The sequence below is a fragment of the Paracoccus versutus genome, assembly GCF_000763885.1.
In the GTDB taxonomy this organism is placed as follows: domain Bacteria; phylum Pseudomonadota; class Alphaproteobacteria; order Rhodobacterales; family Rhodobacteraceae; genus Paracoccus; species Paracoccus versutus.
Genome location: NZ_JRKO01000023.1, coordinates 25,170 through 46,285, shown reverse-complemented (window position 1 = coordinate 46,285; position 21,116 = coordinate 25,170). Strand labels below are relative to the sequence as shown.

The following is a 21,116-nucleotide window of genomic DNA, read 5'->3' as shown; positions in this document are numbered from 1 at the left end:
GGGCAAGCACCCCGCCCCGCCGGTCCTGGCTTTTCTGCCGGTGCGCTGCGTCCGCCTGCCCCCAGGCCCAGCCGACGGCTGCCCCGTCAGCGCATAGCTCGTTTGCAATCTCATGCGTTGCGGCGAATTGGTTTGGATGCCATCTATTTCTGCATCACAGCAGGATCTCCCCGATGTCCGAAGACGACGAGCAGGGCCGGCCGCCCCGGCTGGGCAGGCTGATCGGCCAGGCGAGCCGCCGCTGGCGGCAAGCCATCGACCACAGGCTCCAGGGCTGCAAAGTCACCGATGCCGGCCTGGCGCCGCTGGTCCAGCTGGCCCGCGCAGGCGAGCCGGTCCGGCAAAAGGAACTGGCCGCGGCGCTGTCGCTGGACAGCTCGTCCCTGGTCCGCATCCTTGCCCGGCTCGAGGCCGACGGGCTGGTGCGCAGCGCGCCCGACCCGCGGGACGGCCGCGCCAAGGCCCTGAGCCTGACCCCGGCCGGAGAGGCTTTGGGCCGCCGCGCCCTTGCAGTCTCGCGCGAGCTGGAGGCCGAGGTGCTGGCCGGCATCGACGAGGACCGGATCGCCGCCGCCCGCGACGTCCTGCAACGCATCCTTGACCGGCTGGCGCCGGAACGAACCGACAAAGGCAACGCCCCATGACCATGGCCACCTGTCACGAGCCGCAAGGCTGGCGAACCGCCCCGGCGCCCGCGCCGCTGTGGCTGCTGGCCATGCTTACCCTGGGCGGCACCATGGCGATCCATATCTTCGTGCCGGCGCTGCCGATGGTGGCCGCGGCCTTTGGCACCACCGCCGGCGCGGCACAGATGACGCTCAGCGCCTATGTCGTCGGCCTGGCGCTGGCGCAGGTCGTCTACGGGCCGATAGCCGACTGTTTCGGGCGCCGCCCGGTGCTGATCGCGGGCATGGTGATCTATGCCCTTGCCGGGGCGACGGCATTCCTGGCCCCGACCATCGAGATGCTGATCGTCGCGCGCTTCTTCGAGGCGATCGGCGGCGGCTCGGGCCTGGTCCTGGGCCGGGCGATGCTGCGCGACGGCCATTCGCACGAAGAGGCGGCAAGGAAGCTGTCGCTCATGAACCTGATGGTCATGGTCGGGCCGGGCCTTTCGCCGCTGGTCGGCGTGCTTCTGGCCGAGGCGACCGGCTGGCGCTCGATCTTCCTGGTCCTCTGTGCGCTGGGGCTGGTAAACCTGCTGCTGGTCTGGCGCCGCCTGCCGCATGGCCCCGACCTGCACGGCCGGGATCTGGGCCGGGTGATGCGCAGCTATGCCGGGCTTCTGGGCTCGCGCCGCTTCCTGGGCTATGCCATCGGCGGCGGCTTCGCCACGACGGCGATCTATGCCTATCTGGGCGCCGCCCCCTTCATCTTCGTCGACCAACTGCACCGCCCGGCCAGCGAGGTCGCCTTCTACCTGGCCTTCAACGTGCTGGGCGTATGGTTCGGCAGCCTTGCCGCCAGCCGCCTGGCGGGCCGCATCCGCATGGGGCGCCTGATGGTGGCGGGCAACCTGATCAGCTGCCTGGGGGCCGTGCTGTTCCTGCTGGCGGTCCTGAGCGGCACGCTGAGCGTGGCCCTGGCGGTCCTGCCGATGCTGGTGCTGAGCTTCGGCGCCGGGCTCGCCTCGCCCATGGCGCTGTCCGAGGCGCTGAGCCTCGACCCGGCCGCCTCCGGCTCGGCCTCGGGACTTTACGGCTTCATCCAGATGGTGATCGGCGCGGCCTGCGTCGCGCTGAGCGGCATCGGCGGCAATCCGGCCCTGGCCGCGGCGCTGGTGCTGACGGCGGCGGGCATCCTGGCGCAGCTGTCGTTCCACATCGCGCATCGCAGCCGGGCCTGACGCGGCGATCCCGGACCGAGCCGGCGGCGGCCGGCCCGCGCGGCCTTGCCGGGGGCTGGCTCAGGACGTGCTCAGGACGTGCTCAGTACGTGCCCTGGCGCTTCAGGATCGACACGAGGTCAAGCGCGTTCGTGGCACGGCCGGACAGGTCCAGGTCGCGCTTGATCTGGGCCAGATGCTCTTGCATCAGGCGCGCGCCTTCCTCGGCATCGCGCCGGCGGATCGCATCGACGATCCGGGAATGATCGTGGTCGCGGCAATCGGTCATGTCCTGCGCGCCGAAAATCCCGATGATCAGCGAGGTGCGCGTGATCAGTTCGCGCATCATCCGCAGCATCACCGAATTGCCCGCCACCTGCGCCAGAAGGCCGTGGAACTGGCCCGACAGGCGGATGGCGTCGCGGCGCCTGCCGATGTGGTGGGCTTCGTGCTCGCGCTCGATATGGGCGGCGAGCATGGCGATTTCGGCATCGGTCGCGCGCTGCACCGCAAGGCGGGTGATCGAGGGTTCCAGCATCAGCCGCGCCTCGAAGACCTCATGCGCCTGTTCCGCGGTCGGGCTGGCGACGAAGGCCCCGCGATTGGCCTGCAGATCGACGATCTGGCGGCTGGCCAGCAGCAGCAGCGCCCGGCGGATCCGCATCCGCCCGACGCCGAATGCATCGCACAGGGCCGATTCGGAAAGCTTGGTGCCGGGGGGCAGGCGCTGTTCTATGACTGCTTCGAAAATATGCTCGACGATGTCTTCTTCACCAATCTCGGTGCTTTCGTCCTGTGCTGCTGCGAACTCCATCGACAGTCAATTCCCCGGCAATGCCCTTCTGTTCCCCCGAAAATAGGGTCTAACCCAGGCTACAACAAGAATCCGACGCGATCCAGATTGTTAACATAATTGTTGACATATCTGTTAACGGGTTCACGATGGGCCTTGTCGAAAATCGCAAAAGCACCCGCGCGGCGGCCTGGAGCCACTGCCCGGACAGTCAACAGACAGGGAGAACTGAACTCATGCTGCGTCGTAGCTTTCTGAAATCCACCGCATTGGCCGCCGTCGCCACCCTGGCGCTGATCCCGGCGGCCCATGCCGAGAATGCCAAGCTGAAGATCGGCTTCGTGGGCGTGACCTCGGGCCCGGCGGCCGCCTGGGGCATTTCCAACCAGCGCTCGATGGAGGCCCGCGCGGCCTGGCTGAACGAACTGGGCGGGGTGCAGATCGGCGACACGACCTATGACGTGCAGATCGTCGCCTTCGACGACCAGAAGGATCCCAAGCGCGCCATCGCCGGGATGGAAAAGATGGCGCAGGACGGCGTGCATTACGTCGTCGGCCCGAATGTCGACGACGGCGCGGCCGCCGTCCGCCCGGTCGCCGAGCAGAAAGGCATCATCTATTTCCCCTATGCCTTCCCCAAGACGCTCTATGTCGCCCCCGCCTCGAACGCCATCCTGGGCATGGTCGCGAACTATCAGTCCGGCCCGGCGATCTACAAATACCTGATGGAGAACAAGGGCGTGAAGAAGGTGGCCTTCGTCGCCGCCAATGAATCCGACCCGCTGAGCCAGCGCGATTCCGGCATCGAGGCGGCCAAGGCGCTGGGGCTCGAGGTGGTGTCGGACAAAGTGACCTACCAGGTGGACACCACCGATTTCACCCCGGTCCTGCTGCCGGTGCTGCAGGCGCAGCCCGACCTGCTGGTGCTGTCGGGTGTGTCGCCCGCCAACGCGCCGCAGCTGATCCGTTCGGCGCGCGAACTGGGCTACGAGGGGCTGATCTCGACCGAGACCGCGCAGGATGCCAGCGTGCTGGCCGAGGGCGCGGGCGACCTGGCCGAGGGCTTCATCTCGGTCGGCGGCGCCTCGACCGAGGAGCTGGCCTCGGACGCGATGCGCGAATTCGTGGAGCGCTATACCAAGATGTTCGGCGAATATAACGACGAGTCGAACACCAAGGTCTATGCGCTGGAATACATCATCGAGACGCTGAAGGCGAACCCCGCCGCGATCAGCGACGTCGAGGAGTTCAAGAAGACCATCGACACCTTCGAGGCGCCCAATCCCTTCATGGTCGGCGATGCCAAGCTGCGCTATGTCGGCGAAAGTTCCTTCGGACAGAAGCGGCAGCTTTCGGTGCCGCTGGTCGTGAACGAATACCGCGGCGGCAAGTTCGAGACCCTGTTCGTGGCCGAGGTCGACTGACGCCGCATCGCGTCGGGGGCCTTGCGACCGCATGGCCCCGGTTTCACACACGAGGACGGGATGGAACAGATCATCGCAAACGGCCTGTATCTGGGTGCGCAATACGCCCTGATCGCCCTGGGCCTGACACTTATCTTTTCACTGATGAACGTGCTGAACTTCGCGCATGGGCAGATGTATGTCCTGGGCGGCTTCGTCTGCTACACCGTCGTGGCGCAGCTGGGGATGCCGTTCATCGTTGGGCTGGTCGCCTCGGCCCTGGTGCTGGCGGTGCTGGGCGGGCTGATCGAGCGGTTCCTGTTCCGCCCCGTCATCCGCCGCTCCAAGCGCGACGAATCCACCATGCTTCTGGCGGCGGGGATCGCCTTCTTCCTGGACGCGGTGATCCTGCTGCTGTTCGGCGAAAAGCAGCGCGGCGTGCCCAAGGTGGTCAACGGGGTCTTCAACTGGGACTTCCGCATCATCATGCCCTATGACCGCATCCTGATCGGGATGCTGGCCATCGGCCTGATCGTCGCCTTCATCCTGTTCATGCAATATTCCAAGGCCGGCCGCGCCATGCGGGCCCTGGCGCAGGACCGGGTGGCGGCGCAGCTGATGGGCGTCGACGTGGACCGCTATTCCATGATCGGCTTTGCCATGGGCGCGATGCTGGCCGGGCTGGTCGGGGCGCTGCTGGTCACGATCACCGGCGTCAACCTGGGCATGGGCGGCCCCACCTCGATCAAGGCCTTCCTGATGATCATGATCGGCGGCGCCGGGGTGATCTCGGGCGCCATCGCCGGGGGCTTCATCCTGGGGATGATGGAAAGCGTCGGCCTGTCGGTCTTGTCCTCCTATGGCGACGTGACCTATCTGGTGATCTTCGCCACCCTGATGATCTTCCTTGCCATCCGGCCGCAGGGCCTGATGGGCAAACCCTGGGGCTGAGGCGATGACGATGCAAAACCAACCGCACGCCGCGCCCTTGGCGGCCGGCAAGGGGCTGACGATGCCCAAGATGCTGGGCGTGGCCGCCTTCCTGGCCTTCGTCTTCGCAGCCGTGCCCATGTTCATCGCGGCGACCGGCCGCTGGGACTTCTACTATACGCTGACCTCGGTGGCGCTGCTGTCCATCGGGGCGGCGGGGGTCTGGCTGACCTTCTATATCGGGCGGATCAACATCGGACAGGGGGCCTATGCGCTGGCCGGCGGCTATGTCTCGGCCGTGCTGATCACGCAGGCGGGCGTCAGCTTCTGGCTGACCCTGCCGCTGGCGGGGCTGTTCTGCGCGCTGATCTCGGTGCTGATCGGCCTGCCGATCCTGCGGCTGCGCGGCGTCTATTTCGCCATGGTCACGCTGGTGCTGACCGAGGTGGCGCGGCTGACCGCGCTGGCCCTGCCGGTGACGAACGGGGCCAAGGGCATCACCTCGATCCCGCTGCCGGGGGGCGTCTCGGTCTTCGGCATCACCCTGATCCCCGATTTCGCCACGCTGCAGAACCCGCGCCAGGCGTTCTATTTCGCCGCCATCGGCCTGATGATCCTGGTCTACGTGATCCTGTGGCGGATCGTGAACTCGCGCCTGGGCCACCTGTGCCGCAGCCTGCAGCAGAACGAAGAGCTTTCGGCCTCCATCGGCGTCAACACAGCATGGCTGCGGATCATGGCCTATGCCATCTCCAGCTTCTTCGGGGGCGTCGCGGGGGCGATGTTCGTGTCGATCTCGCAATCCATCTATCCCTCGTCCTTCGTGGTGCAGGACAGCGTGAACTTCATGCTCTACTGCTTCCTCGGCGGCCTGGGCTATGTCTTCGGCCCGATGCTGGGCACGCTGCTGCTGTATTTCGGCTGGGATCTGCTGTCGGTGGCCGGGAAATACCAGCTGCTGATCTATTCGGGGGCGATGATCACGCTGATGCTGGTGCTGCCGAACGGCGTGCTGAGCCTGTTTGACCGAAAGGGGGGCGGCAAATGAGCCCGATCCTGGAAATCCGCAACGTCACCAAGAAATTCGGCGGGCTGACGGCGAACAACGACATCAGCTTCGACGTCGCACCCGGCGAGATCCTGTCGGTGATCGGGCCGAACGGCGCCGGGAAATCGACGCTGTTCAAGCAGATCGCCGGTTTCGAGAAGCCGACCACCGGCGAGGTCCGCTTCAAGGGCGAACGCATCTCGGGGCTGGCGCCGCACAGGGTGGCGCGGCTGGGCGTGGTGCGCACCTTTCAGGAAACCACCATCTTCCGGTCGATGACCGTGCGCGAGAACGTCATCGTCTCGCATCACCTGCGCTCGCGCGCCAGCCTGCTGGGCTATTTCCTGGGCACCGCCACCGCGCGCGCGGACGAGGCAGAATTCGCCCGCTCGGCCGACGAGATCATCGACTTCCTGGGCCTGGGCGCCATCCGAGACGAACTGGCCTCGAACCTGCCGCAGGGGCATCTGCGGGCGCTTGGCATGGCCATCGGCCTGGCCACGCAGCCGCAGGTCATCCTGCTGGACGAACCCTTCGCCGGCATGAACCACGACGAAACCATGCGCATGGTCGCCCTGGTCCGCAGGCTGCGCGACGAACGCGGCGTGACCGTGCTGCTGGTCGAACACGACATGCCCGCGGTGATGAAGATCTCGGACCGGATCGTCTGCATCAACTTCGGCGAGAAGATCGCCGAGGGCAGCCCCGCCGAGATTCAGGCCAACCCCCGCGTCATCGAAGCCTATCTCGGCTCGGAAGACGCGGCCATCGGGATGTAAGCGCATGACCAGGATGCTCAGCTTCGACAATGTCGAGCTTTACTACGACCATGTCTATGCGCTGAAAGGCGTGTCCATCGAACTGAACGAGGGCGAGACGGTGGCGCTGATCGGCGCGAACGGGGCCGGCAAGTCCTCGATCCTGCGGGCGATCACCGGCCTGCGCAAGATCAAGTCCGGCCAGATCACCTACATGGGCGAGCGGCTGGACGGCACCTCCGCCCCCGAGGTCGTCAGGAAGGGCATCGCCATGGTCCCCGAGGGACGGCGCGTCTTTCCGCTGATGAGCGTCAAGGACAACCTGCTGATGGGGGCCTTCACCCGCAGCGACAAGCCCGGCATCGAACAGACGCTGGAAAGCATCCTGACGCGGTTTCCCCGCCTGCGCGAACGCTTCAACCAGCAGGCCAGCACGCTTTCGGGCGGAGAGCAGCAGATGATGGTGATCGGCCGCGCGCTGATGGCCAAGCCCAGGCTGTTGCTGCTGGACGAGCCCTCGCTGGGGATCGCGCCCAAGCTGGTGCAGGACATCGCCCGGGCCATCGTCGCCATCAGCCGCGACGAGGGGGTGTCGGTCCTGCTGGTCGAGCAGAACAGCCGCATGGCGCTGTCCATCTCGAACCGGGCCTATGCGCTGTCCCTGGGACAGGTCGTCCTGTCGGGCAATTCGCGCGAGCTGCTGAACGACCCGCGCGTCAAGGCCGCCTATCTGGGCGGGGATGTCTGAGGAAAACATGCGCCTTCTGGTTCTGAACCCCAATACCACCGCTTCGATGACCGAAAAGATCGCCGCCGCCGCCCGGCGCGCGGCCTCGCCCGGAACCGAGATCGTGGCGGCCAACCCTGCCCGCGGCCCGGCCTCCATCGAGGGTTTCTATGACGAGGCGATGAGCCTGTCGGGCCTGTTGCAGGTGATCCGCGAGACCCCCGATGTCGATGCCGTGGTGATCGCCTGTTTCGACGACACCGGCCTCGATGCGGCGCGCTGCCTGACCGACATTCCCGTGGTCGGCATCGGCGAGGCCGCCTATCACATGGCCTCGCTGATCTCGAACAGGTTCTCGGTGGTCACGACGCTGGCGCGCTCGGTCCCGGCGCTGGAACACAACCTGCACCGCTATGGCCTGTGGTCGCGATGCGGGCGGGTGCGCTCGTCCGAGGTCGCCGTGCTAGAGCTGGAAGAGCCGGGCAGCAACGCCAGCGCCCGCATCGGCCGCGAGATCGCCCGCGCCATCGCCGACGACCGGGCCGAGGCCATCGTGCTGGGCTGCGCCGGGATGACCGACCTGACCGAGCGGCTGGCCGCCGAACATGGCGTCCCCGTGCTGGACGGGGTCAGCTGTGCCGTGACCCTGTGCGAGGCGATGGTGCGGCTGAAGTTGCGGACGTCCCGCCTGGGCGGCTATGCCCCGGTGCCGCAACACAAGCTGGCCCCGGCCTGACCCTGGCGCGCCCCGCGCATCCTGATCCCACGGAGGTAAGACAGATGAAACACCGCACCCATCCGGTTCTGGCCGCGCTGATGCTGACCCTGGCGACCGCCCCCCAGGCGCTGGCGGAAACGCCCGCCATCGTGCTGATCAACCCCAATTCCAATGCCGAGGCGACCAGAAGCATGGCCGATCTGGCCCGCGGCGTCGCCGGCGACCGCGCCACCATCGTCGAGCGGACGAATGCAGGCGTTCCCGCGCTGCTGACCACGCCCGAGGACATGGCGAATGCCGCCAGGGGCGTCGCCGCCATCGGGCAGGAGGTTGCTGCCGAGCCCGGCGTCGCCGCGGTCATCGTGGCCGCCTTCAGCGATCCGGGCCTGCCGGAGCTGCGCCAGGCCGTGACCGGGATCGGTGTCTTCGGCATCGGCGAGGAGGCGTTCCACGAGGCGGCGCGGGATGGCCGGCCTTTCTCCATCGTGACCATCACCCCCGACGAGGGGCTGCTCGAATCCTTCCGCCTGCGGGCCGAGGAGTTGGGCTATGCCGACCAATACCGGGGCGTCACGGTGACGGAGGGGGATCCGAACGAGCTGGTCAAGGATGCCGAGGCGCTGGACGCCGCGCTGGCGGATGCGGTCGAACGGGCCATCGCGGAAAAGGGCGCGGCGGCGATCATCATGGGCGGCGGCCCGCTTTCGGCCCCCGCGATGCGCATCCAGGACAAGTTCCAGGTTCCGCTGGTCGTGGCGGTGGCGGCGGCGACAAGGGCCGCCCTGGCCGGGATCGACTAGGACCGTCGCCGGCCGCGGCCGGGTGATCCGCACGGCAAGCCGGCCGCGGCCTGGCGCGCCCGTGATGCCGGCCAGGCAAGGCGGATCGCCGTCGCGGCAAGCCTGCGGAACGGCCGGGCCTGGCGCCGCTCAGGCGCCGGCGGGCCTGCGCGTCATGCCAAGCGCCCGCCGATGCCGCATCGAGCGGACGAGGACCGCGATGGTCGTGCCGTTATGCAAGAGCGCCGTGGTCGCGGGCGCAAGCAGGCCCGTCGTCGCCCCGGCCAGGATCGCCGAGTTCACCCCCACCGCGACGCGGAAGTTCGAGCGGATCAGCGCCATCGTGTCTTGCGCGATCTCCAGCACGTCGGCCAAGGCGTCCAGCCGGTCCTCGACCAGCAGCACATCGGCGGTTGCCCGCGCGATGTCGGCCGCGCGCGGCATGGCAAGGCCCACATCGGCCACCATCAGCGCCGGCCCGTCGTTCACCCCGTCGCCGACATAGGCGACCTTGGCGCCCTGCGCCTTGAGCGCGGCGATCAGGCTGGCCTTGTCCTCGGGCTGCTGTTCGTAATGCACCTCGTCCATGCCCAGCACGCGGCCGAAGGCCAGCGCCTTTTCGCGCGCGTCGCCGGTGATCATCACCATGCGCCGGATGCCCATCGCCCGCAGCCGCGCCAGCACCGGCGGCGCCTCGTCCCGCAGCCGGTCGCGCAGGGCGAACATCGCCAGCGGGCGGTCGTCCTGCGCGGCATAGAGCATCGACTTGCCCTCGGCCTTCAGCGCCTCGACCCGCGCGCGTTCGGCGGCGAAGGAGACATGCTCGTCGTCTTCCAGGAAATGCCGGCTGCCGAAGCGGATCACGTTGCCGCCGATCCTGCCCTCGACGCCATGGCCGACGATGAAGTTCACCTCTTCATGCGCGACATGAGCCAGATGCCGGGCCTGCGCCAGTTCCACCACCGCGCGGGCGATGGGATGGGCGGTGTGTTCCCCCAGCGAGGCGACCATGGCCACGGCCCGCTCTTCGTCCACGCCCCTGGCCAGCGGCACGATGTCGGTGACTTGCAGCGTATTGTGGGTCAGCGTCCCGGTCTTGTCGAAGACCAGCGTATCGACGCCCGCCAGCGCCTCCAGCGCCTGGCCGGACTTGATCAGGCAGCCCTGTTTTGCCGCGCGATACATCGCGCTCTTGATGGCGATGGGGGTGCCCAGCTTCACGGTGCAGGAATAATCGACCATGAAGACCGATTCCATCCGCCGCCAGTCGCGCGTCGCGGCAAAGACCCCGGCCGCCGAGGCCAGCGTGATGCCGATGCGCTTGTCGGCAAGCTGCTCGGACACGGTCTCGATCTCGGCCGGGCGCTCCAGCGCCTCCTGGATATAGCGGGTGATGCGGCCGGTGGTGGTGGCGTCGCCCACCCGGTCGGCGCGGATCACCAGCCGGCCGTCGGTGACGATGCTGCCCGACAGCGCCACCTCGCCCGGCATCCGCGACAGGGGCAGGCTTTCGCCCGTCACCGCCGACTGGTCGACATAGCCCGCGCCCGCCAGCACCAGCCCGTCGACGGGCACGGTCTCGCCCATGCCGACCACGACGCTTTCGCCGCCCTGCAGGCTGTCGAAGGGGACGCGGACGGTCTGGCCGCCGCGCTCGACCCAGACGTCGTCGGGGCGGCGGTGCAGCAGCGTGCGCAACAGCTCGTCCGAGCGCTGCTCGGTGCCCGCCTCGATGTAATTCGCCAGCTCCATCAGGAAGCGGGTGAAGTTCGCCGTGCCGTATTCGCCGCGCAGCGCCGGCAGGCCCATGGCGATGGCGTCCAGCACCTCGACCTTCAGCCCCTCGGTCAGCGCCGCCCCGGCGCCGGTCAGGACCGGCCGGGCGACATTCGCCCAGGTGGCCAGCGCGGCCAGGGGGCGCGGCAGGGCGAAGGCCCCGGCGACCGAGCCCGCCGCCAGCGCCAGGTCCAGCCCGTCCGCCCCCTCGGGCGGCACGAAGCCCTCGGCATGGGCGGGCGGGTTGGCGGCGGTGGCGAGGATGCGCGCGCGCAGGCCGGGGCGGGCGTCATGAGGGCCCCCGCCCGAGCCGCCCCGCCGGTTCACCCGCAGCCCGGTCACGCCCGGCAGGGCGCGGATCGCCGCCCCCGCCCGCGCGATCAGCGCGGCATCGGCCGGCAGCCGCAGGCGCAGGCGGCCGGGCAGTTCATGGGCGATCCGCATGGCCTAGCCGTTCACCGGGCGCGGGCCGCTGCGGTCGGCCTGGGGATCGACCGCCGCCTGGGGCTCAGCGGGGGCCTCGGCGGGGGCCTCGGGCGTCGCCGGGGCTTCGGCGGCCGCTTCGGCCTCGGCGTCGTGATAGCGTTCCTTCAACTCCTCGATCCCGCCCTGCAGCGTCGCCCAAAGCTGCACCGCGGTGCGCATGATGACGCGCTGCGCCGGCTCGCTGGTCAGAAGCCAGGCCGCGCCGGCGCCGACCGCCAGCCCCTTGACCAGCGAATCCGCCTGCGGATGCGGGTGTGGATTGGCCATGCCCGGCGCGGGCTGGCCGGGCTGGCCGCGATAGCCGGGAAAGGCCGGCGGGCCGGCCCATGGCTGGGGTTGCGGCTGGGGCTGCGGGACCATTTGCTGGGCCGGATCGGGCGCCGGCCAGCCCTGGCTGCCGTAGAAGTGATAGTGATAATGCACCCCGCCGTTATCCTTGCTCGACATGCTCACCCCTCCTGACCGGGCTTGTGAAAGACGTGCGAGACGACCTCGCGCAGTTCCGGCTTGCGGGCCAGGACCACCACGCCGGCGCCGATGGCCGCGCCGAGCCAGAATTTCGAGCCGCTGGCCCGTGCGATCCGGCCGAGGTTCGACAGGCTGAGCCCGTCCTGCATCACCCCCTCCAGCACGTCCAGCAGATCGACCCGGCGCGGTCCCGGTCCCGGACCATAGCCATAGGGTCCGCCCTGCGGCCCCTGGCCATAGCCCCAGCCGTGGGGCTGGCCGGGGCCGGATTGATAATCGTTGCTCATGGGATGCTCCTTTGCGACTGGTGCGGGGACGCGCCGTCCCCAAGCTGGCGATTCAGGGCCGCGGCGATCTCCGCGGCCCCTCCGTTCAAGATGACCTGCCAATCCGCCGCGCCGATCACCTGCGGATCGTATTCCACCACCACCGACAGCGCCGCCGGGTTGAGCCGCGCGATCCGCACCGGCAGGCGGCGCAGCAGGTCGAGGAACGGCGCCGGATCGGCCGAGGGCATGGCCCTGAGCGCCGCGGGCGCCAGCTTCAGCCGGATGCGGCCGGCAACGTGATGGGCCACGGTGACATGGCGGCGCAGGTGCAGGAAGGGGGCCAGATCGGGCATGGGATCAGCCATGGGGCACCTCGCGCGGGATCCATTCCCAGACCTCGGGCAGCATCTCGGCCACCGGGCAGGTGCAGCAAACGGGCCCCTTGCCGCAGGAACCGCAAGCATCGGCCACCAGCCGGGCGCGACCCTTGGCGGCCCAGATCTGCATCATCGCATGGGCGTTGTCGCGGCTGGTCTCCAGCGCGATGGACAGGTCGGTCAGGCTGGCGCGATGCGCGCGCTCCATATAGTCGCGAAGGGCGGCCAGCGTGGTCATGCAGCACCTCCGATCCGGCCCGGCAGCGGGGGGCGCTCGGGCAGCCGCCTGCGCGCGACCGAATGGCCCACCGCCCAAAGCGCGGCCATCGACCCGGCCAGCAGCGCCAGGCAAAAGGCGATCCAGAGCGTCGCCTGCGCCGGGTCGCGGCCGAAGCGCGCGCCCTGGTAGAACAGCGTCGCCGCCGTCCAGCCCAGACCCGTGGTCCAGCCGGCCGAGAACGCGGTCCAGCGCCAGCCGACCTCGTGCCAGATCGCGCCCACCGCGGCCACGCAGGGCATGTAGAGCAGGATCATCAGCAGATAGGCGAAGGCGCCGGCCTGCCCGTCGAAACGCGCCTCCATCGCGCGGAAGGCGGCGGGGGCGACCTCAAGCTCCTCGGCCACCGCATCCTCGCCCTCGGCCGTATAGGAGACGTCGATCCCCAGCGGATCGCCGGCCGAGCCGAAGGCATCGGCCAGGTTCGCGGGAATGGTGGCAAAGGCGGTCGCGATCTGTTCGCCGATGCCGGGCGCCTCTTCCTCGGCCGCCTCGCCGCCGGCTTCCGCCACACCAAGCTGGGTGTAAAGCGCGTTCAGCGTGCCGATCACGGCCTCTTTCGCCAGGATGCCGGTAAAGACGCCCACGGCGGCGGGCCAGTTGTCGTCGGTCATGCCCATGGGGCGGAACACCGGCACGATGCCGCGCCCGATGGCGGAAAGGACCGAATCCGTCTCGTCCTGGTGGCCGAAGCTGCCGTCGGTGCCGACCGAATTGAGGAAATTCAGCACCACGACCACCGGCACGATCACCCGCCCGGCCTTGACGATGAAGGCCTTGAGCCGGTCCCAGGCGCGCAGGATCACCGTGGTGAAGGTCGGCAGGTGATAGGGCGGCAGTTCCATGATGAAGGGCGAGGCATCGCCTTTCAGCACCGTGTTCTTCAGCAGAAGCCCGGTCAGCACCGCCGCGGCGATGCCGATGACGTATAGCAGGAAGACCAGGTTCTGCCCGGTTTCGGGAAAGAAGGCGGCGGCGAACAGCGCATAGACCGGCAGCCGCGCCCCGCAGGACATGAAGGGCGCCATCATCACCGTCAGCAGCCGGTCGCGACGGCTTTCCAGCGTGCGCGTGGCCATGATCGCGGGCACGTTGCAGCCGAAGCCGACGATCAGCGGCACGAAGCTTTTTCCCGGCAGGCCGATGAAGCGCATCGCCCGGTCCATGACGAAGGCCGCCCGCGCCATGTAGCCCGAATCCTCCAGCACCGACAGGAACAGGTAGAGAAAGGCGATAATCGGGATGAAGGTCGCCACCGTCTGGATGCCGCCGCCCACCCCGTCGGCCAGCAGCACCACCAGCCATTCCGGCAGGCCGATCGAGGACAGAGCCCGGCCGAAGCCGTCGACCGCCACCGCGCCCACCGCGATGTCGAAGAAGTCGATGAAGGCGCCGCCGATAGAAATGGTGAAGAAGAACATCAGATACATCATCGCCAGGAAGATCGGGATCCCCAGCCAGCGGTTCAGCACCACCCGGTCGATCCGGTCCGACATGGTGCGCGAGACGTCATGCGGCCGGGTCAGCACCGCAGAGACGATCCCGGTCACGAAGCCGAAGCGGGCATCGGCGATCAGGATGTCGCTGTCCTCGCCCAGCGCGCGCTCCAGCCCGTCGCGGGCGGCGGCGATCTGCGATTCCAGTTCGCCCCCGGTCCCGGCCAGCGTCGGCGGGTCGCCCTCGATCAGCTTCAGCGCCCGCCAGCGGCTGCCGGCATGGGGCATCAGCGCGGCGACGGCGGCCTCGATCTCGGGCGCATAGCGCGGCTCGGTGCCTGGGCCGGGGGCGGCGGTGATCGCGCGCTTCAGCGCCTCGATGCCGGTCCCGCGCGAGGCCACGACCTCGATCACCGGGCAGCCGAGCGAGCGCTCCAGCCCCGCCCGGTCGATGGCCAGCCCCCGCCGCGCCGCGATGTCGACCATGTTCAGCGCGACCACGATCGGCACCTGCATCTCCAGCAGCTGCGTGGTCAGGTAGAGGTTGCGCTCCAGGTTCGAAGCATCGACGATATTGACGATCACCTGCGCCGCGCCCGACAGCACGAAGTCGCGCGCGACGCGCTCGTCCTCGGACACCTGCACGGTCGCGCCCAGCGAATAGACGCCGGGCAGGTCGACCAGCTCATAGACCGGGTTCTGGTGGCGGAAGCGGCCGGTCTTTTTCTCGACCGTCACGCCGGGCCAGTTGCCCACCTCCTGCCGCGCGCCGGTCAGGATGTTGAAAAGCGTGCTCTTGCCGCAATTGGGGTTGCCGACGACGCCGATGACGATGGTCATTGCAGCTTCTCCACCGACAGAAGGGCGGCCTCGGCCTTGCGCAGGCTCATGGCAAAGCCGCGCAGGCTGATCTCGACCGGATCGCCAAGGGGCGCGACGCGGGTGATGGCGAATTCGACGCCGGGCGTCAGGCCCATGGACATCAGCCGCTGGCGATAGCCTGCGGCGCCATGGCCCAGCCCGAGGATCCGCGCCCTGTCCCCCGGCACCAGGTCGGAAAGCGTCAGCGCCGGCATGGCCGGTTCCAGCAGCCGCACCTTGACCCGCCGCGCGGTGTCCAGGTCCAGCGTCAGCCGCGCATCCTCGTTGATGGACACCAGCAGCCCTGCCCCGCTGCGCTGCACCACGCGCAGGCGGCAGCCGACATGCAGGCCAAGATCGGACAGGCGAAGCTGTTCTTCGGGCGGGGCCTCGATGGCGCGCACCCCAAGCGCGCCGTCCGGGGCTTCGTCAAGGGATACCGCGCACATGGATGACCTCGTTGGCAAGGAGGAAACGAGCTGGCGGCGGCTTGCCCGGATCATTTGATCCTAGCCCGATTCGCCCCTGCCGTCCTTGATCCGCATCAATCCAGGCGCGCCGTGCCCGGCCCGGCCGGGCCAAAGGGGTCTGTCCCGCGCCGCGCGGCTCAGCCGTTTCCGGGTGGCGGCGCCATGCCCATGCCGCGCCTGGCGGCGAAATCGACCGGGATCGCCAGCCTTCCCGCATAGCCGCCCGCGGGATCGCCGCTCGGCACCACGGTCTGCCGCCCGCGGCGAGCCGTTCCTCTGCACCCGTCCCCGCGCCTGAGCCGACGGATCGCATCGCCGAGACCGCGTTTCCCAACAGCCCCCAGATGCCGCCCCGCGCCGCAGGCGAGAAACCGCGGCCAGCCTTTCCTCTGAACCTGTCCCGGTGCCGAAGCCGACGGATCGCCGCCAAGGCACCATTTCCCAGCAGCCCCCTTGGGACACCGACCTCCGCCTCACGCACCGAGTCGAGATCCGGATTCTCGTCAACGATCCGGCCGCCCTGCGTAAACAGCAGGACGATCGAGATCGTCGCAGGCAATCGCAAGCCGGCTTGGCCCGACACTCGACACCGACGGGGCCAAGGGCCCTCCCCGCCCTTATCCCGCGGTCCCCGCCTGGCTCGCCTGCAATTCCCCGATCAGCGCCTCGATCCTGCGTTTTCGTTGCCGCGCCTCGGCGATCAGCGCGTCCACCGCATCGCGCTTTGCGCTCAGCAGGCGGATCGCCTCGGCGCAGGAGATCGGATGCGGGCCGGAACGGACCTCGACGCTAGCGATCTCGCGCAGGGTGAAGCCCAGCCCCTGCGCGTGCTCGATGAAACGCAAAAGCGCGACCAGTTCCTCGGGGTAGTCCCGATAGCCGTTCGGCCCGCGCTCGGCGGGCGCGATGATGCCGCGCTTTTCGTAGAAGCGGATGCGCGAGGTGGTCACCCCCGCCGCTTTCGCGATCTCGCCGATCTTCATTCCGGCCCCTTGACCTTAAACCTAGGTTCAAACCCTATATCCCGATGCGACACGACAAGAAAGGATCGCGCCGCATGCCGGATATGTCCCAATCCCCGCTGTTCCAGCCGCTTCAGCTGCCCAGCGGCCAGACCATCCCCAACCGCATCGCCAAGGCGGCGATGGAGGAGAACATGGCCGACCTGCGCCACCTGCCGGGGGAACGCCTGGGCCGGCTTTACCGGCAATGGGCCGAGGGTGGCGCCGGGCTGATCGTCACCGGCAATGTCATGGTCGCGCCCGATGCGGTGACGGGGCCTGCCGGGGTTATCCTCGACGCAAGCCAGCCGCTGGCGCCGTTCAAGGACTGGGCGGCGGCGGGGCGCGTGAATGGCGCGCGGCTCTGGATGCAGATCAACCATCCCGGCCGCCAGGTCTTTGCCCGCACCACGCCCGAGGCCATCGCCCCCTCGGCGGTGCCGATGCGAATGGAGGGCGCCTCGCGTCTCTTCGCCAAGCCCCGCGCCATGACCGGCGCAGAGATCGCCGAGGTGATCCGCCGCTTTGCCGAGACCGCCGCGCTGGCCGAACAGGCGGGCTTCGACGGGGTGCAGATCCATGCCGCGCATGGCTATCTGCTGAGCCAGTTCCTGTCGCCGCTGGCCAACCTGCGGACCGACGAATGGGGCGGCAGCCTGGAGAACCGCGCCCGGCTGCTGGTCGAGATCGTCCGGGCGGTGCGCGCGCGGGTTTCGCCCGGCTTCGGACTGGGGGGCAAGCTGAACTCCTCGGATTTCCAGAAGGGCGGGTTCGGGGCCGAGGATGCGGTCGCCGTGGTGCGGATGCTGAACGACCTGCCCGTCGACCTGGTCGAGCTATCGGGCGGCAGCTACGAAAGCCCGGCCATGCATGGCCGCCCCGCCGCCGCCAGCACCGTGGCGCGCGAGGCCTATTTCGTCGATTTCGCCCGCGACGTGGTGGCGGTGGCGCATATGCCGGTGCTGGTCACGGGCGGCATCCGCCGCCGCGCCACGGCCGAGGCCGCGCTGGCCCCCGATGACGGCCGCCCCGGCGTGGCCATGGTCGGCCTTGCGCAGGCGCTGGCCTGGGCGCCCGACCTGCCGAACCGCTGGCGCGCGGGCGAGGCGGTGGCCGAGGTGCCAGGGGTGCGCTGGAAAAGCCGCCCGCTGGCGAGCCTCGCCACCATGGCGCTGGCCAAGCTGCAACTGCGCCGCATGGGCGCGGGCAAGGCACCGACGCCCCGCGCCTGGGCGCCCGGCGTGGCGGTCCTCGACCAGGTCAGGACCGCTTGGCGCAGCCGCCGCTATCGCGCATGGTTGCAGGCCCGCCGTCAGGCGTGAGAGGATCGGCCATGAAACGCATCCTGCATGTCGTGACCAATACCGCCCATTACGACGACCCGAGCCACCCCACCGGGCTATGGCTGTCGGAACTGACCCATGCCTGGGACATCTTCGCTGCCGAGGGCCATGCCCAGCACCTGGCCAGCCCGCAGGGCGGCCGCGCGCCGCTGGAACCGCGGGCGCTGAGATGGCCGCTGCTGGACGCCTCGGCGCGGGCCTGGCGGGACGATCCGGCCCGGATGGCGCTGCTGGAAGAGACCGCCGCGCCCGACCGGATCGACCCGGCCGATTACGACGCCATCTATTTCACCGGCGGGCATGGCGTGATGTGGGATTTCCCCGACAGCGCCGGATTGCAGCGCATCACCCGCGAAATCTGGGAGCGGGGCGGCATCGTCGGCGCGGTCTGCCACGGCTATTGCGGGCTCTTGAACACCCGGCTTTCGGACGGCCGGCTTCTGGTGGCGGGCCGCCGCGTCACCGGGTTTTCATGGCGCGAGGAGATCCTCGCCGGGGTGGCCAAGGCGATGCCCTTCGAGGCCGAGGCCGAGATGGCCCGGCGGGGCGCGCTCTACCGCAAGGCACTGCTGCCCTTCGTCCCGCATGTCGTCGCCGACGGGCGGCTGGTGACGGGCCAGAACCCCGCCTCGGCCAAGGCCACTGCCCGGCACATCGCTCGGCTGCTGCGGGAATGATTGGGGAAGCGCCACGCTATGCCGCTGGGCCGGTGGGTCATGGCGAATGTCCCGCGGCCTTCATTCCGCCGCAGCGGCGTGGCGGGGCTGTCCTGCGGAAGCCAGGCGCTTCAGCGTCTCGGCCAAGGCCACGGCGAAACGGATCGCCCGGATGCTGCACGGCTGACCGGGGAAGCGCCACGCTATGCCGCTGGGCCGGTGGGTCATGGCGAATGTCCTGCGACCCTCATTCCGCCGCAGCGGCGTGGCGGGGCTGTCCTGCGGAAGCCAGGCGCTTCAGCGCCTCGGCCAAAGCCATGGCGAAACGGATCGCCCGGATGCTGCGCGGCTGATTGGGGAGGCGTCACACCATGCCGCTGGGCCGGTGGGTCATGGCGAATGTCCCGCGGCCCTCATTCCGCCGCAGCGGCGTGGCGGGGCTGTCCTGCGGAAGCCAGGCGCTTCAGCGCCTCGGACACCTCCACCCGGCGGTAGGTCTCGGTCGCCAGCCCCTCGGGCGAGCGCAGGGCCTGCCGGGTCTGCAGCGCCCTTTCCCGCTCTTCGGGGGCGATCTCGGCGTCGCAGGCGACCAGCCAATGCGCATAATCGTCATCGGCTTCCTTGATCGGGATGCCGCTGCTCGAGACCGCGCCGGGCGCACGGCGCATCGCGACGATCTCGGAAACCGGGCGCAGCACCTGCGCAGGATTGAACTCGGTGCGCCTGTCGGTCCCCGCGATCTCGACATCGCCGCCCGTCACCCGCCCCGAAGCGTCATAGACGAAGGCAGAGGCGATGCGGTCGAGCGCCGCCTCGACCTCTTTCGGGCGATGCACCACCTCGCGCAAGGGACGGTCGGGAACGGCGAGGCGGGTGATGCCGCGGTCGTTGATCGCATCCAGCACCTCGCGGTGATCGTCGGTGCGCAGGATCACTTCGCGCCGGGCGGGCCAGAAATCATAGGGCGCATGGGCGCCGTGGCACTTGCCGATATGGAAGGCATAGATCTCGGGATAGACGGCGCGACTGCTGCGGCGCGAGGGCTTGGCATCGTAATAGGCCATCATCGCGGATTGCAGCAGGTGGGTGGCGCCGACCCCGCCCACGGGCTCGTCGATCACCAGGCCGAAACGGTCAAGCTCGGTCCAGCCGGGGAAAAGCTCGTCCAGCCCTGCGGGCCTGCCACCGATGCGGATCGCGAACATGTCGGTGCGAAGCAGCGATACAACATGCATGATTCATCCTCCTGCACTGCGCTGGACCACTATAGGCGGCGCGAGCGGCCTGTCATCGGGCAATGAGGTAGCACGGGGCACGACCGTGACAGGCAGCCAGGCCCGCGAAACCGCCAGCGGGAGCCGGATCGCTGTCCCGATCCTGCACTCGCGCAGTTTGCGGCCGGGCGGCCGGTCATTCCTCCAGATGGCCGCGCAGGGTGTCGGCCGAGTATCGCGGCCGAAACAGCCCCTCCTGCACCAACCGCGGGATCAGCGCCTCCAGCAGCAGGTCCAGCGAGCGGATCGAGCCGCCCGGCACGGCGATGAAGCCGTCGATGGCGCCGGCGCGGAACCAGGCGGCGATCTCCTGGACCGCATCCTCGACCGTGCCGATCACCTGCCAATGCACCGAGGCCAGGATCTCGGGCCGGGCCAGCAGGTCGGCGGGCGTCGGGCGCTGGTCGCGCAGGATGCGGCGCAGCGCCTCGCAATGGCTGGCGCAGCGGGACGAGCGGTGGTCGGCCGGCAGGTCCGCCGGGGTGATCGGCCGGTCCTCGGGCCAGTCCCGCAGGTCGAGGCCCAGGAATTCCTGGGCCAGCCGCATGCGCTGGCGGCGGTCGATCCGGGCGTGGGTGGCCAGGAACAGCGCCCGCGCCTCGTCCCGCGTCTCGCCCAGGTAAAGGCTCAGGCCCGGCAACAGCCGCACGTCGCGCGGCTGGCGGCCATGGGCCAGCGCGCGTTCGGACAATTGCCGCCGCATCTCCAGCGCGGTCGGCATGTCGGGCGTCATGCCGAAGACCATGTCGGCGACCTGCCCGGCGAAATCCACCCCCAGGCTTGATCCGCCGGCCTGCATCAGCGGAATGTCCGGGCCGGGATATTGCGGCAGGTTCATCGGCCCGCTGACCTGGAACTGCGGGCCGTGGTGGTCGATGGGCAGGATCAGGTCGGTATCGGCATAGCGGCCGTTCTCGCGGTCGACCAGCAGCGCCTCGGCCGGGAAGCTGGCCCAGAGCCGGCGCACCACCTCGGTGAACTCGGCCGCGCGGGCATAGCGCGCCTGGGACGAGGGCATCTCGGGCAGGCCGAAATTCTCGTTGCCCTGCAAGGCGGTGACGACGTTCCACCCCGCCCGGCCCCGGCTGAGCCAATGCAGCGACATCAGCTGGCGCGCGGCGTGATAGGGATGGCCGAAGGTGGTCGAGATGGTCGTGACCAGCCCGATCCGGCGGGTTTCCTGCGCGATCGAGGCCAGAAGCAGGGTCGGGTCCAGGCTGGAAAAGCCGAAGGATTGCGCCATCACCGGCAGGGGCAGGAAGCTGGCGTCGGGGCGAAAGACAAAATCCATATGCGCCGCCTCGGCCCGCCGGGCCACGTCCAGCGCCAGGTCGCTGGAATAAAGCCCCTCGATGCCGCTGTCCCTGTGCCGCCAGCCTTCGCCGCTGAGCCATGTGGGCGCAACGGACATGCCGATGCAAAGTCTTGGTCGGAGCATCAT

General features: G+C 69.1%; 22 protein-coding genes. 11 read left to right on the top strand and 11 right to left on the bottom strand.

What is annotated here, in order from left to right:
- The first annotated feature begins 173 nt into the window (after positions 1-173).
- Positions 174-644, top strand: coding sequence for a MarR family winged helix-turn-helix transcriptional regulator (locus IT40_RS11985; protein WP_036755127.1), 471 nt, complete (start codon positions 174-176; stop codon positions 642-644).
- Positions 641-1,846 (top strand): multidrug effflux MFS transporter, encoded by a 1,206-nt coding sequence (locus tag IT40_RS11980; RefSeq protein WP_036755125.1) that lies wholly within the window; start codon positions 641-643, stop codon positions 1,844-1,846. Before IT40_RS11985 ends, IT40_RS11980 begins: the two co-directional genes overlap by 4 nt.
- An 82-nt stretch (positions 1,847-1,928) precedes the next feature.
- On the opposite strand, the gene IT40_RS11975 is transcribed toward IT40_RS11980, so the two are convergent.
- The gene (locus IT40_RS11975) at positions 1,929-2,639 is read right to left on the bottom strand and encodes a GntR family transcriptional regulator (protein WP_036755123.1); all 711 of its coding nucleotides are present in this window, start codon (positions 2,637-2,639) and stop codon (positions 1,929-1,931) included.
- Between the two features lie 215 nt (positions 2,640-2,854).
- Here IT40_RS11975 and IT40_RS11970 point away from each other — a divergent pair, with 215 nt between their 5' ends.
- The 7 genes from IT40_RS11970 to IT40_RS11940 are packed head-to-tail and all read left to right on the top strand — an operon-like array spanning position 2,855 to position 9,002.
- Positions 2,855-4,042, top strand: a complete 1,188-nt coding sequence (locus IT40_RS11970) for an ABC transporter substrate-binding protein (RefSeq protein ID WP_036755121.1) — start codon at positions 2,855-2,857, stop codon at positions 4,040-4,042.
- Positions 4,043-4,102: 60 nt separating this feature from the next.
- Positions 4,103-4,972, top strand: a complete 870-nt coding sequence (locus IT40_RS11965; protein WP_036755119.1) for a branched-chain amino acid ABC transporter permease — start codon at positions 4,103-4,105, stop codon at positions 4,970-4,972.
- 10 nt (positions 4,973-4,982) lie between these two features.
- Complete coding sequence (locus IT40_RS11960; RefSeq protein ID WP_240540221.1) at positions 4,983-5,999, top strand: branched-chain amino acid ABC transporter permease; 1,017 nt, start codon at positions 4,983-4,985, stop codon at positions 5,997-5,999.
- The gene (locus IT40_RS11955; RefSeq protein WP_036755116.1) at positions 5,996-6,778 is read left to right on the top strand and encodes an ABC transporter ATP-binding protein; all 783 of its coding nucleotides are present in this window, start codon (positions 5,996-5,998) and stop codon (positions 6,776-6,778) included. Before IT40_RS11960 ends, IT40_RS11955 begins: the two co-directional genes overlap by 4 nt.
- A gap of 4 nt (positions 6,779-6,782) precedes the next feature.
- Positions 6,783-7,505, top strand: coding sequence for an ABC transporter ATP-binding protein (locus tag IT40_RS11950; protein WP_036755114.1), 723 nt, complete (start codon positions 6,783-6,785; stop codon positions 7,503-7,505).
- A 7-nt stretch (positions 7,506-7,512) separates the two neighbouring features.
- A complete protein-coding gene (locus tag IT40_RS11945; protein WP_036755112.1) occupies positions 7,513-8,220 on the top strand; it encodes an aspartate/glutamate racemase family protein in 708 nt (235 codons plus the stop codon).
- Between the two features lie 44 nt (positions 8,221-8,264).
- The gene (locus tag IT40_RS11940; protein WP_208021356.1) at positions 8,265-9,002 is read left to right on the top strand and encodes an aspartate/glutamate racemase family protein; all 738 of its coding nucleotides are present in this window, start codon (positions 8,265-8,267) and stop codon (positions 9,000-9,002) included.
- Between the two features lie 129 nt (positions 9,003-9,131).
- Here the strand turns inward: IT40_RS11940 and IT40_RS11935 are convergent, their stop codons facing one another.
- From IT40_RS11935 to IT40_RS11900, 8 genes are all read right to left on the bottom strand, one after another.
- Positions 9,132-11,201 carry a heavy metal translocating P-type ATPase gene (locus tag IT40_RS11935; protein WP_036755110.1) on the bottom strand — a complete coding sequence of 690 codons (2,070 nt, stop codon included), beginning with the start codon at positions 11,199-11,201 and terminating at the stop codon, positions 9,132-9,134.
- Between the two features lie 3 nt (positions 11,202-11,204).
- A complete protein-coding gene (locus tag IT40_RS11930; protein ID WP_052095882.1) occupies positions 11,205-11,690 on the bottom strand; it encodes a hypothetical protein in 486 nt (161 codons plus the stop codon).
- A 2-nt stretch (positions 11,691-11,692) separates the two neighbouring features.
- Complete coding sequence (locus IT40_RS28560) at positions 11,693-11,998, bottom strand: hypothetical protein (RefSeq protein WP_036755106.1); 306 nt, start codon at positions 11,996-11,998, stop codon at positions 11,693-11,695.
- Positions 11,995-12,345: a hypothetical protein gene (locus IT40_RS11920; RefSeq protein WP_147307302.1), complete on the bottom strand. Its 351-nt coding sequence runs from the start codon at positions 12,343-12,345 to the stop codon at positions 11,995-11,997. Before IT40_RS11920 ends, IT40_RS28560 begins: the two co-directional genes overlap by 4 nt.
- The gene (locus tag IT40_RS11915; protein WP_036755104.1) at positions 12,338-12,595 is read right to left on the bottom strand and encodes a FeoC-like transcriptional regulator; all 258 of its coding nucleotides are present in this window, start codon (positions 12,593-12,595) and stop codon (positions 12,338-12,340) included. The genes IT40_RS11920 and IT40_RS11915 overlap by 8 nt, the downstream gene beginning before the upstream one ends.
- Positions 12,592-14,910 (bottom strand): Fe(2+) transporter permease subunit FeoB, encoded by a 2,319-nt coding sequence (gene feoB / locus IT40_RS11910; protein WP_036755101.1) that lies wholly within the window; start codon positions 14,908-14,910, stop codon positions 12,592-12,594. Before feoB ends, IT40_RS11915 begins: the two co-directional genes overlap by 4 nt.
- Positions 14,907-15,380, bottom strand: coding sequence for a FeoA family protein (locus IT40_RS27550; RefSeq protein ID WP_083539143.1), 474 nt, complete (start codon positions 15,378-15,380; stop codon positions 14,907-14,909). Before IT40_RS27550 ends, feoB begins: the two co-directional genes overlap by 4 nt.
- Positions 15,381-16,018: 638 nt before the next feature.
- The gene (locus IT40_RS11900) at positions 16,019-16,384 is read right to left on the bottom strand and encodes a MerR family transcriptional regulator (protein ID WP_036755099.1); all 366 of its coding nucleotides are present in this window, start codon (positions 16,382-16,384) and stop codon (positions 16,019-16,021) included.
- A gap of 74 nt (positions 16,385-16,458) precedes the next feature.
- Here IT40_RS11900 and IT40_RS11895 point away from each other — a divergent pair, with 74 nt between their 5' ends.
- On the top strand, positions 16,459-17,724 hold the full coding sequence (locus IT40_RS11895) for an NADH:flavin oxidoreductase/NADH oxidase family protein (protein WP_036755096.1): 1,266 nt from the start codon (positions 16,459-16,461) through the stop codon (positions 17,722-17,724).
- 11 nt (positions 17,725-17,735) lie between these two features.
- A complete protein-coding gene (locus tag IT40_RS11890) occupies positions 17,736-18,422 on the top strand; it encodes a type 1 glutamine amidotransferase domain-containing protein (RefSeq protein WP_036755093.1) in 687 nt (228 codons plus the stop codon).
- A gap of 392 nt (positions 18,423-18,814) precedes the next feature.
- Here the strand turns inward: IT40_RS11890 and IT40_RS11885 are convergent, their stop codons facing one another.
- Both IT40_RS11885 and IT40_RS11880 read right to left on the bottom strand, forming a co-directional pair.
- Positions 18,815-19,636 (bottom strand): hypothetical protein, encoded by an 822-nt coding sequence (locus tag IT40_RS11885; RefSeq protein WP_116171180.1) that lies wholly within the window; start codon positions 19,634-19,636, stop codon positions 18,815-18,817.
- A 175-nt stretch (positions 19,637-19,811) separates the two neighbouring features.
- The gene (locus IT40_RS11880) at positions 19,812-21,086 is read right to left on the bottom strand and encodes an NtaA/DmoA family FMN-dependent monooxygenase (RefSeq protein ID WP_243700216.1); all 1,275 of its coding nucleotides are present in this window, start codon (positions 21,084-21,086) and stop codon (positions 19,812-19,814) included.
- Positions 21,087-21,116: the final 30 nt, after the last annotated feature.

Bases quoted from the DNA above. Each gene is read 5' to 3' on its own strand.
- IT40_RS11985 (WP_036755127.1), top strand. From the start codon at position 174: ATGTCCGAAGACGACGAGCAGGGCCGGCCGCCCCGGCTGGGCAGGCTG.
- IT40_RS11980 (WP_036755125.1), top strand. From the start codon at position 641: ATGACCATGGCCACCTGTCACGAGCCGCAAGGCTGGCGAACCGCCCCG.
- IT40_RS11975 (WP_036755123.1), bottom strand. From the start codon at position 2,639: ATGGAGTTCGCAGCAGCACAGGACGAAAGCACCGAGATTGGTGAAGAA.
- IT40_RS11970 (WP_036755121.1), top strand. From the start codon at position 2,855: ATGCTGCGTCGTAGCTTTCTGAAATCCACCGCATTGGCCGCCGTCGCC.
- IT40_RS11965 (WP_036755119.1), top strand. From the start codon at position 4,103: ATGGAACAGATCATCGCAAACGGCCTGTATCTGGGTGCGCAATACGCC.
- IT40_RS11960 (WP_240540221.1), top strand. From the start codon at position 4,983: ATGCAAAACCAACCGCACGCCGCGCCCTTGGCGGCCGGCAAGGGGCTG.
- IT40_RS11955 (WP_036755116.1), top strand. From the start codon at position 5,996: ATGAGCCCGATCCTGGAAATCCGCAACGTCACCAAGAAATTCGGCGGG.
- IT40_RS11950 (WP_036755114.1), top strand. From the start codon at position 6,783: ATGACCAGGATGCTCAGCTTCGACAATGTCGAGCTTTACTACGACCAT.
- IT40_RS11945 (WP_036755112.1), top strand. From the start codon at position 7,513: ATGCGCCTTCTGGTTCTGAACCCCAATACCACCGCTTCGATGACCGAA.
- IT40_RS11940 (WP_208021356.1), top strand. From the start codon at position 8,265: ATGAAACACCGCACCCATCCGGTTCTGGCCGCGCTGATGCTGACCCTG.
- IT40_RS11935 (WP_036755110.1), bottom strand. From the start codon at position 11,201: ATGCGGATCGCCCATGAACTGCCCGGCCGCCTGCGCCTGCGGCTGCCG.
- IT40_RS11930 (WP_052095882.1), bottom strand. From the start codon at position 11,690: ATGTCGAGCAAGGATAACGGCGGGGTGCATTATCACTATCACTTCTAC.
- IT40_RS28560 (WP_036755106.1), bottom strand. From the start codon at position 11,998: ATGAGCAACGATTATCAATCCGGCCCCGGCCAGCCCCACGGCTGGGGC.
- IT40_RS11920 (WP_147307302.1), bottom strand. From the start codon at position 12,345: ATGGCTGATCCCATGCCCGATCTGGCCCCCTTCCTGCACCTGCGCCGC.
- IT40_RS11915 (WP_036755104.1), bottom strand. From the start codon at position 12,595: ATGACCACGCTGGCCGCCCTTCGCGACTATATGGAGCGCGCGCATCGC.
- feoB (WP_036755101.1), bottom strand. From the start codon at position 14,910: ATGACCATCGTCATCGGCGTCGTCGGCAACCCCAATTGCGGCAAGAGC.
- IT40_RS27550 (WP_083539143.1), bottom strand. From the start codon at position 15,380: ATGTGCGCGGTATCCCTTGACGAAGCCCCGGACGGCGCGCTTGGGGTG.
- IT40_RS11900 (WP_036755099.1), bottom strand. From the start codon at position 16,384: ATGAAGATCGGCGAGATCGCGAAAGCGGCGGGGGTGACCACCTCGCGC.
- IT40_RS11895 (WP_036755096.1), top strand. From the start codon at position 16,459: ATGCCGGATATGTCCCAATCCCCGCTGTTCCAGCCGCTTCAGCTGCCC.
- IT40_RS11890 (WP_036755093.1), top strand. From the start codon at position 17,736: ATGAAACGCATCCTGCATGTCGTGACCAATACCGCCCATTACGACGAC.
- IT40_RS11885 (WP_116171180.1), bottom strand. From the start codon at position 19,636: ATGCATGTTGTATCGCTGCTTCGCACCGACATGTTCGCGATCCGCATC.
- IT40_RS11880 (WP_243700216.1), bottom strand. From the start codon at position 21,086: ATGTCCGTTGCGCCCACATGGCTCAGCGGCGAAGGCTGGCGGCACAGG.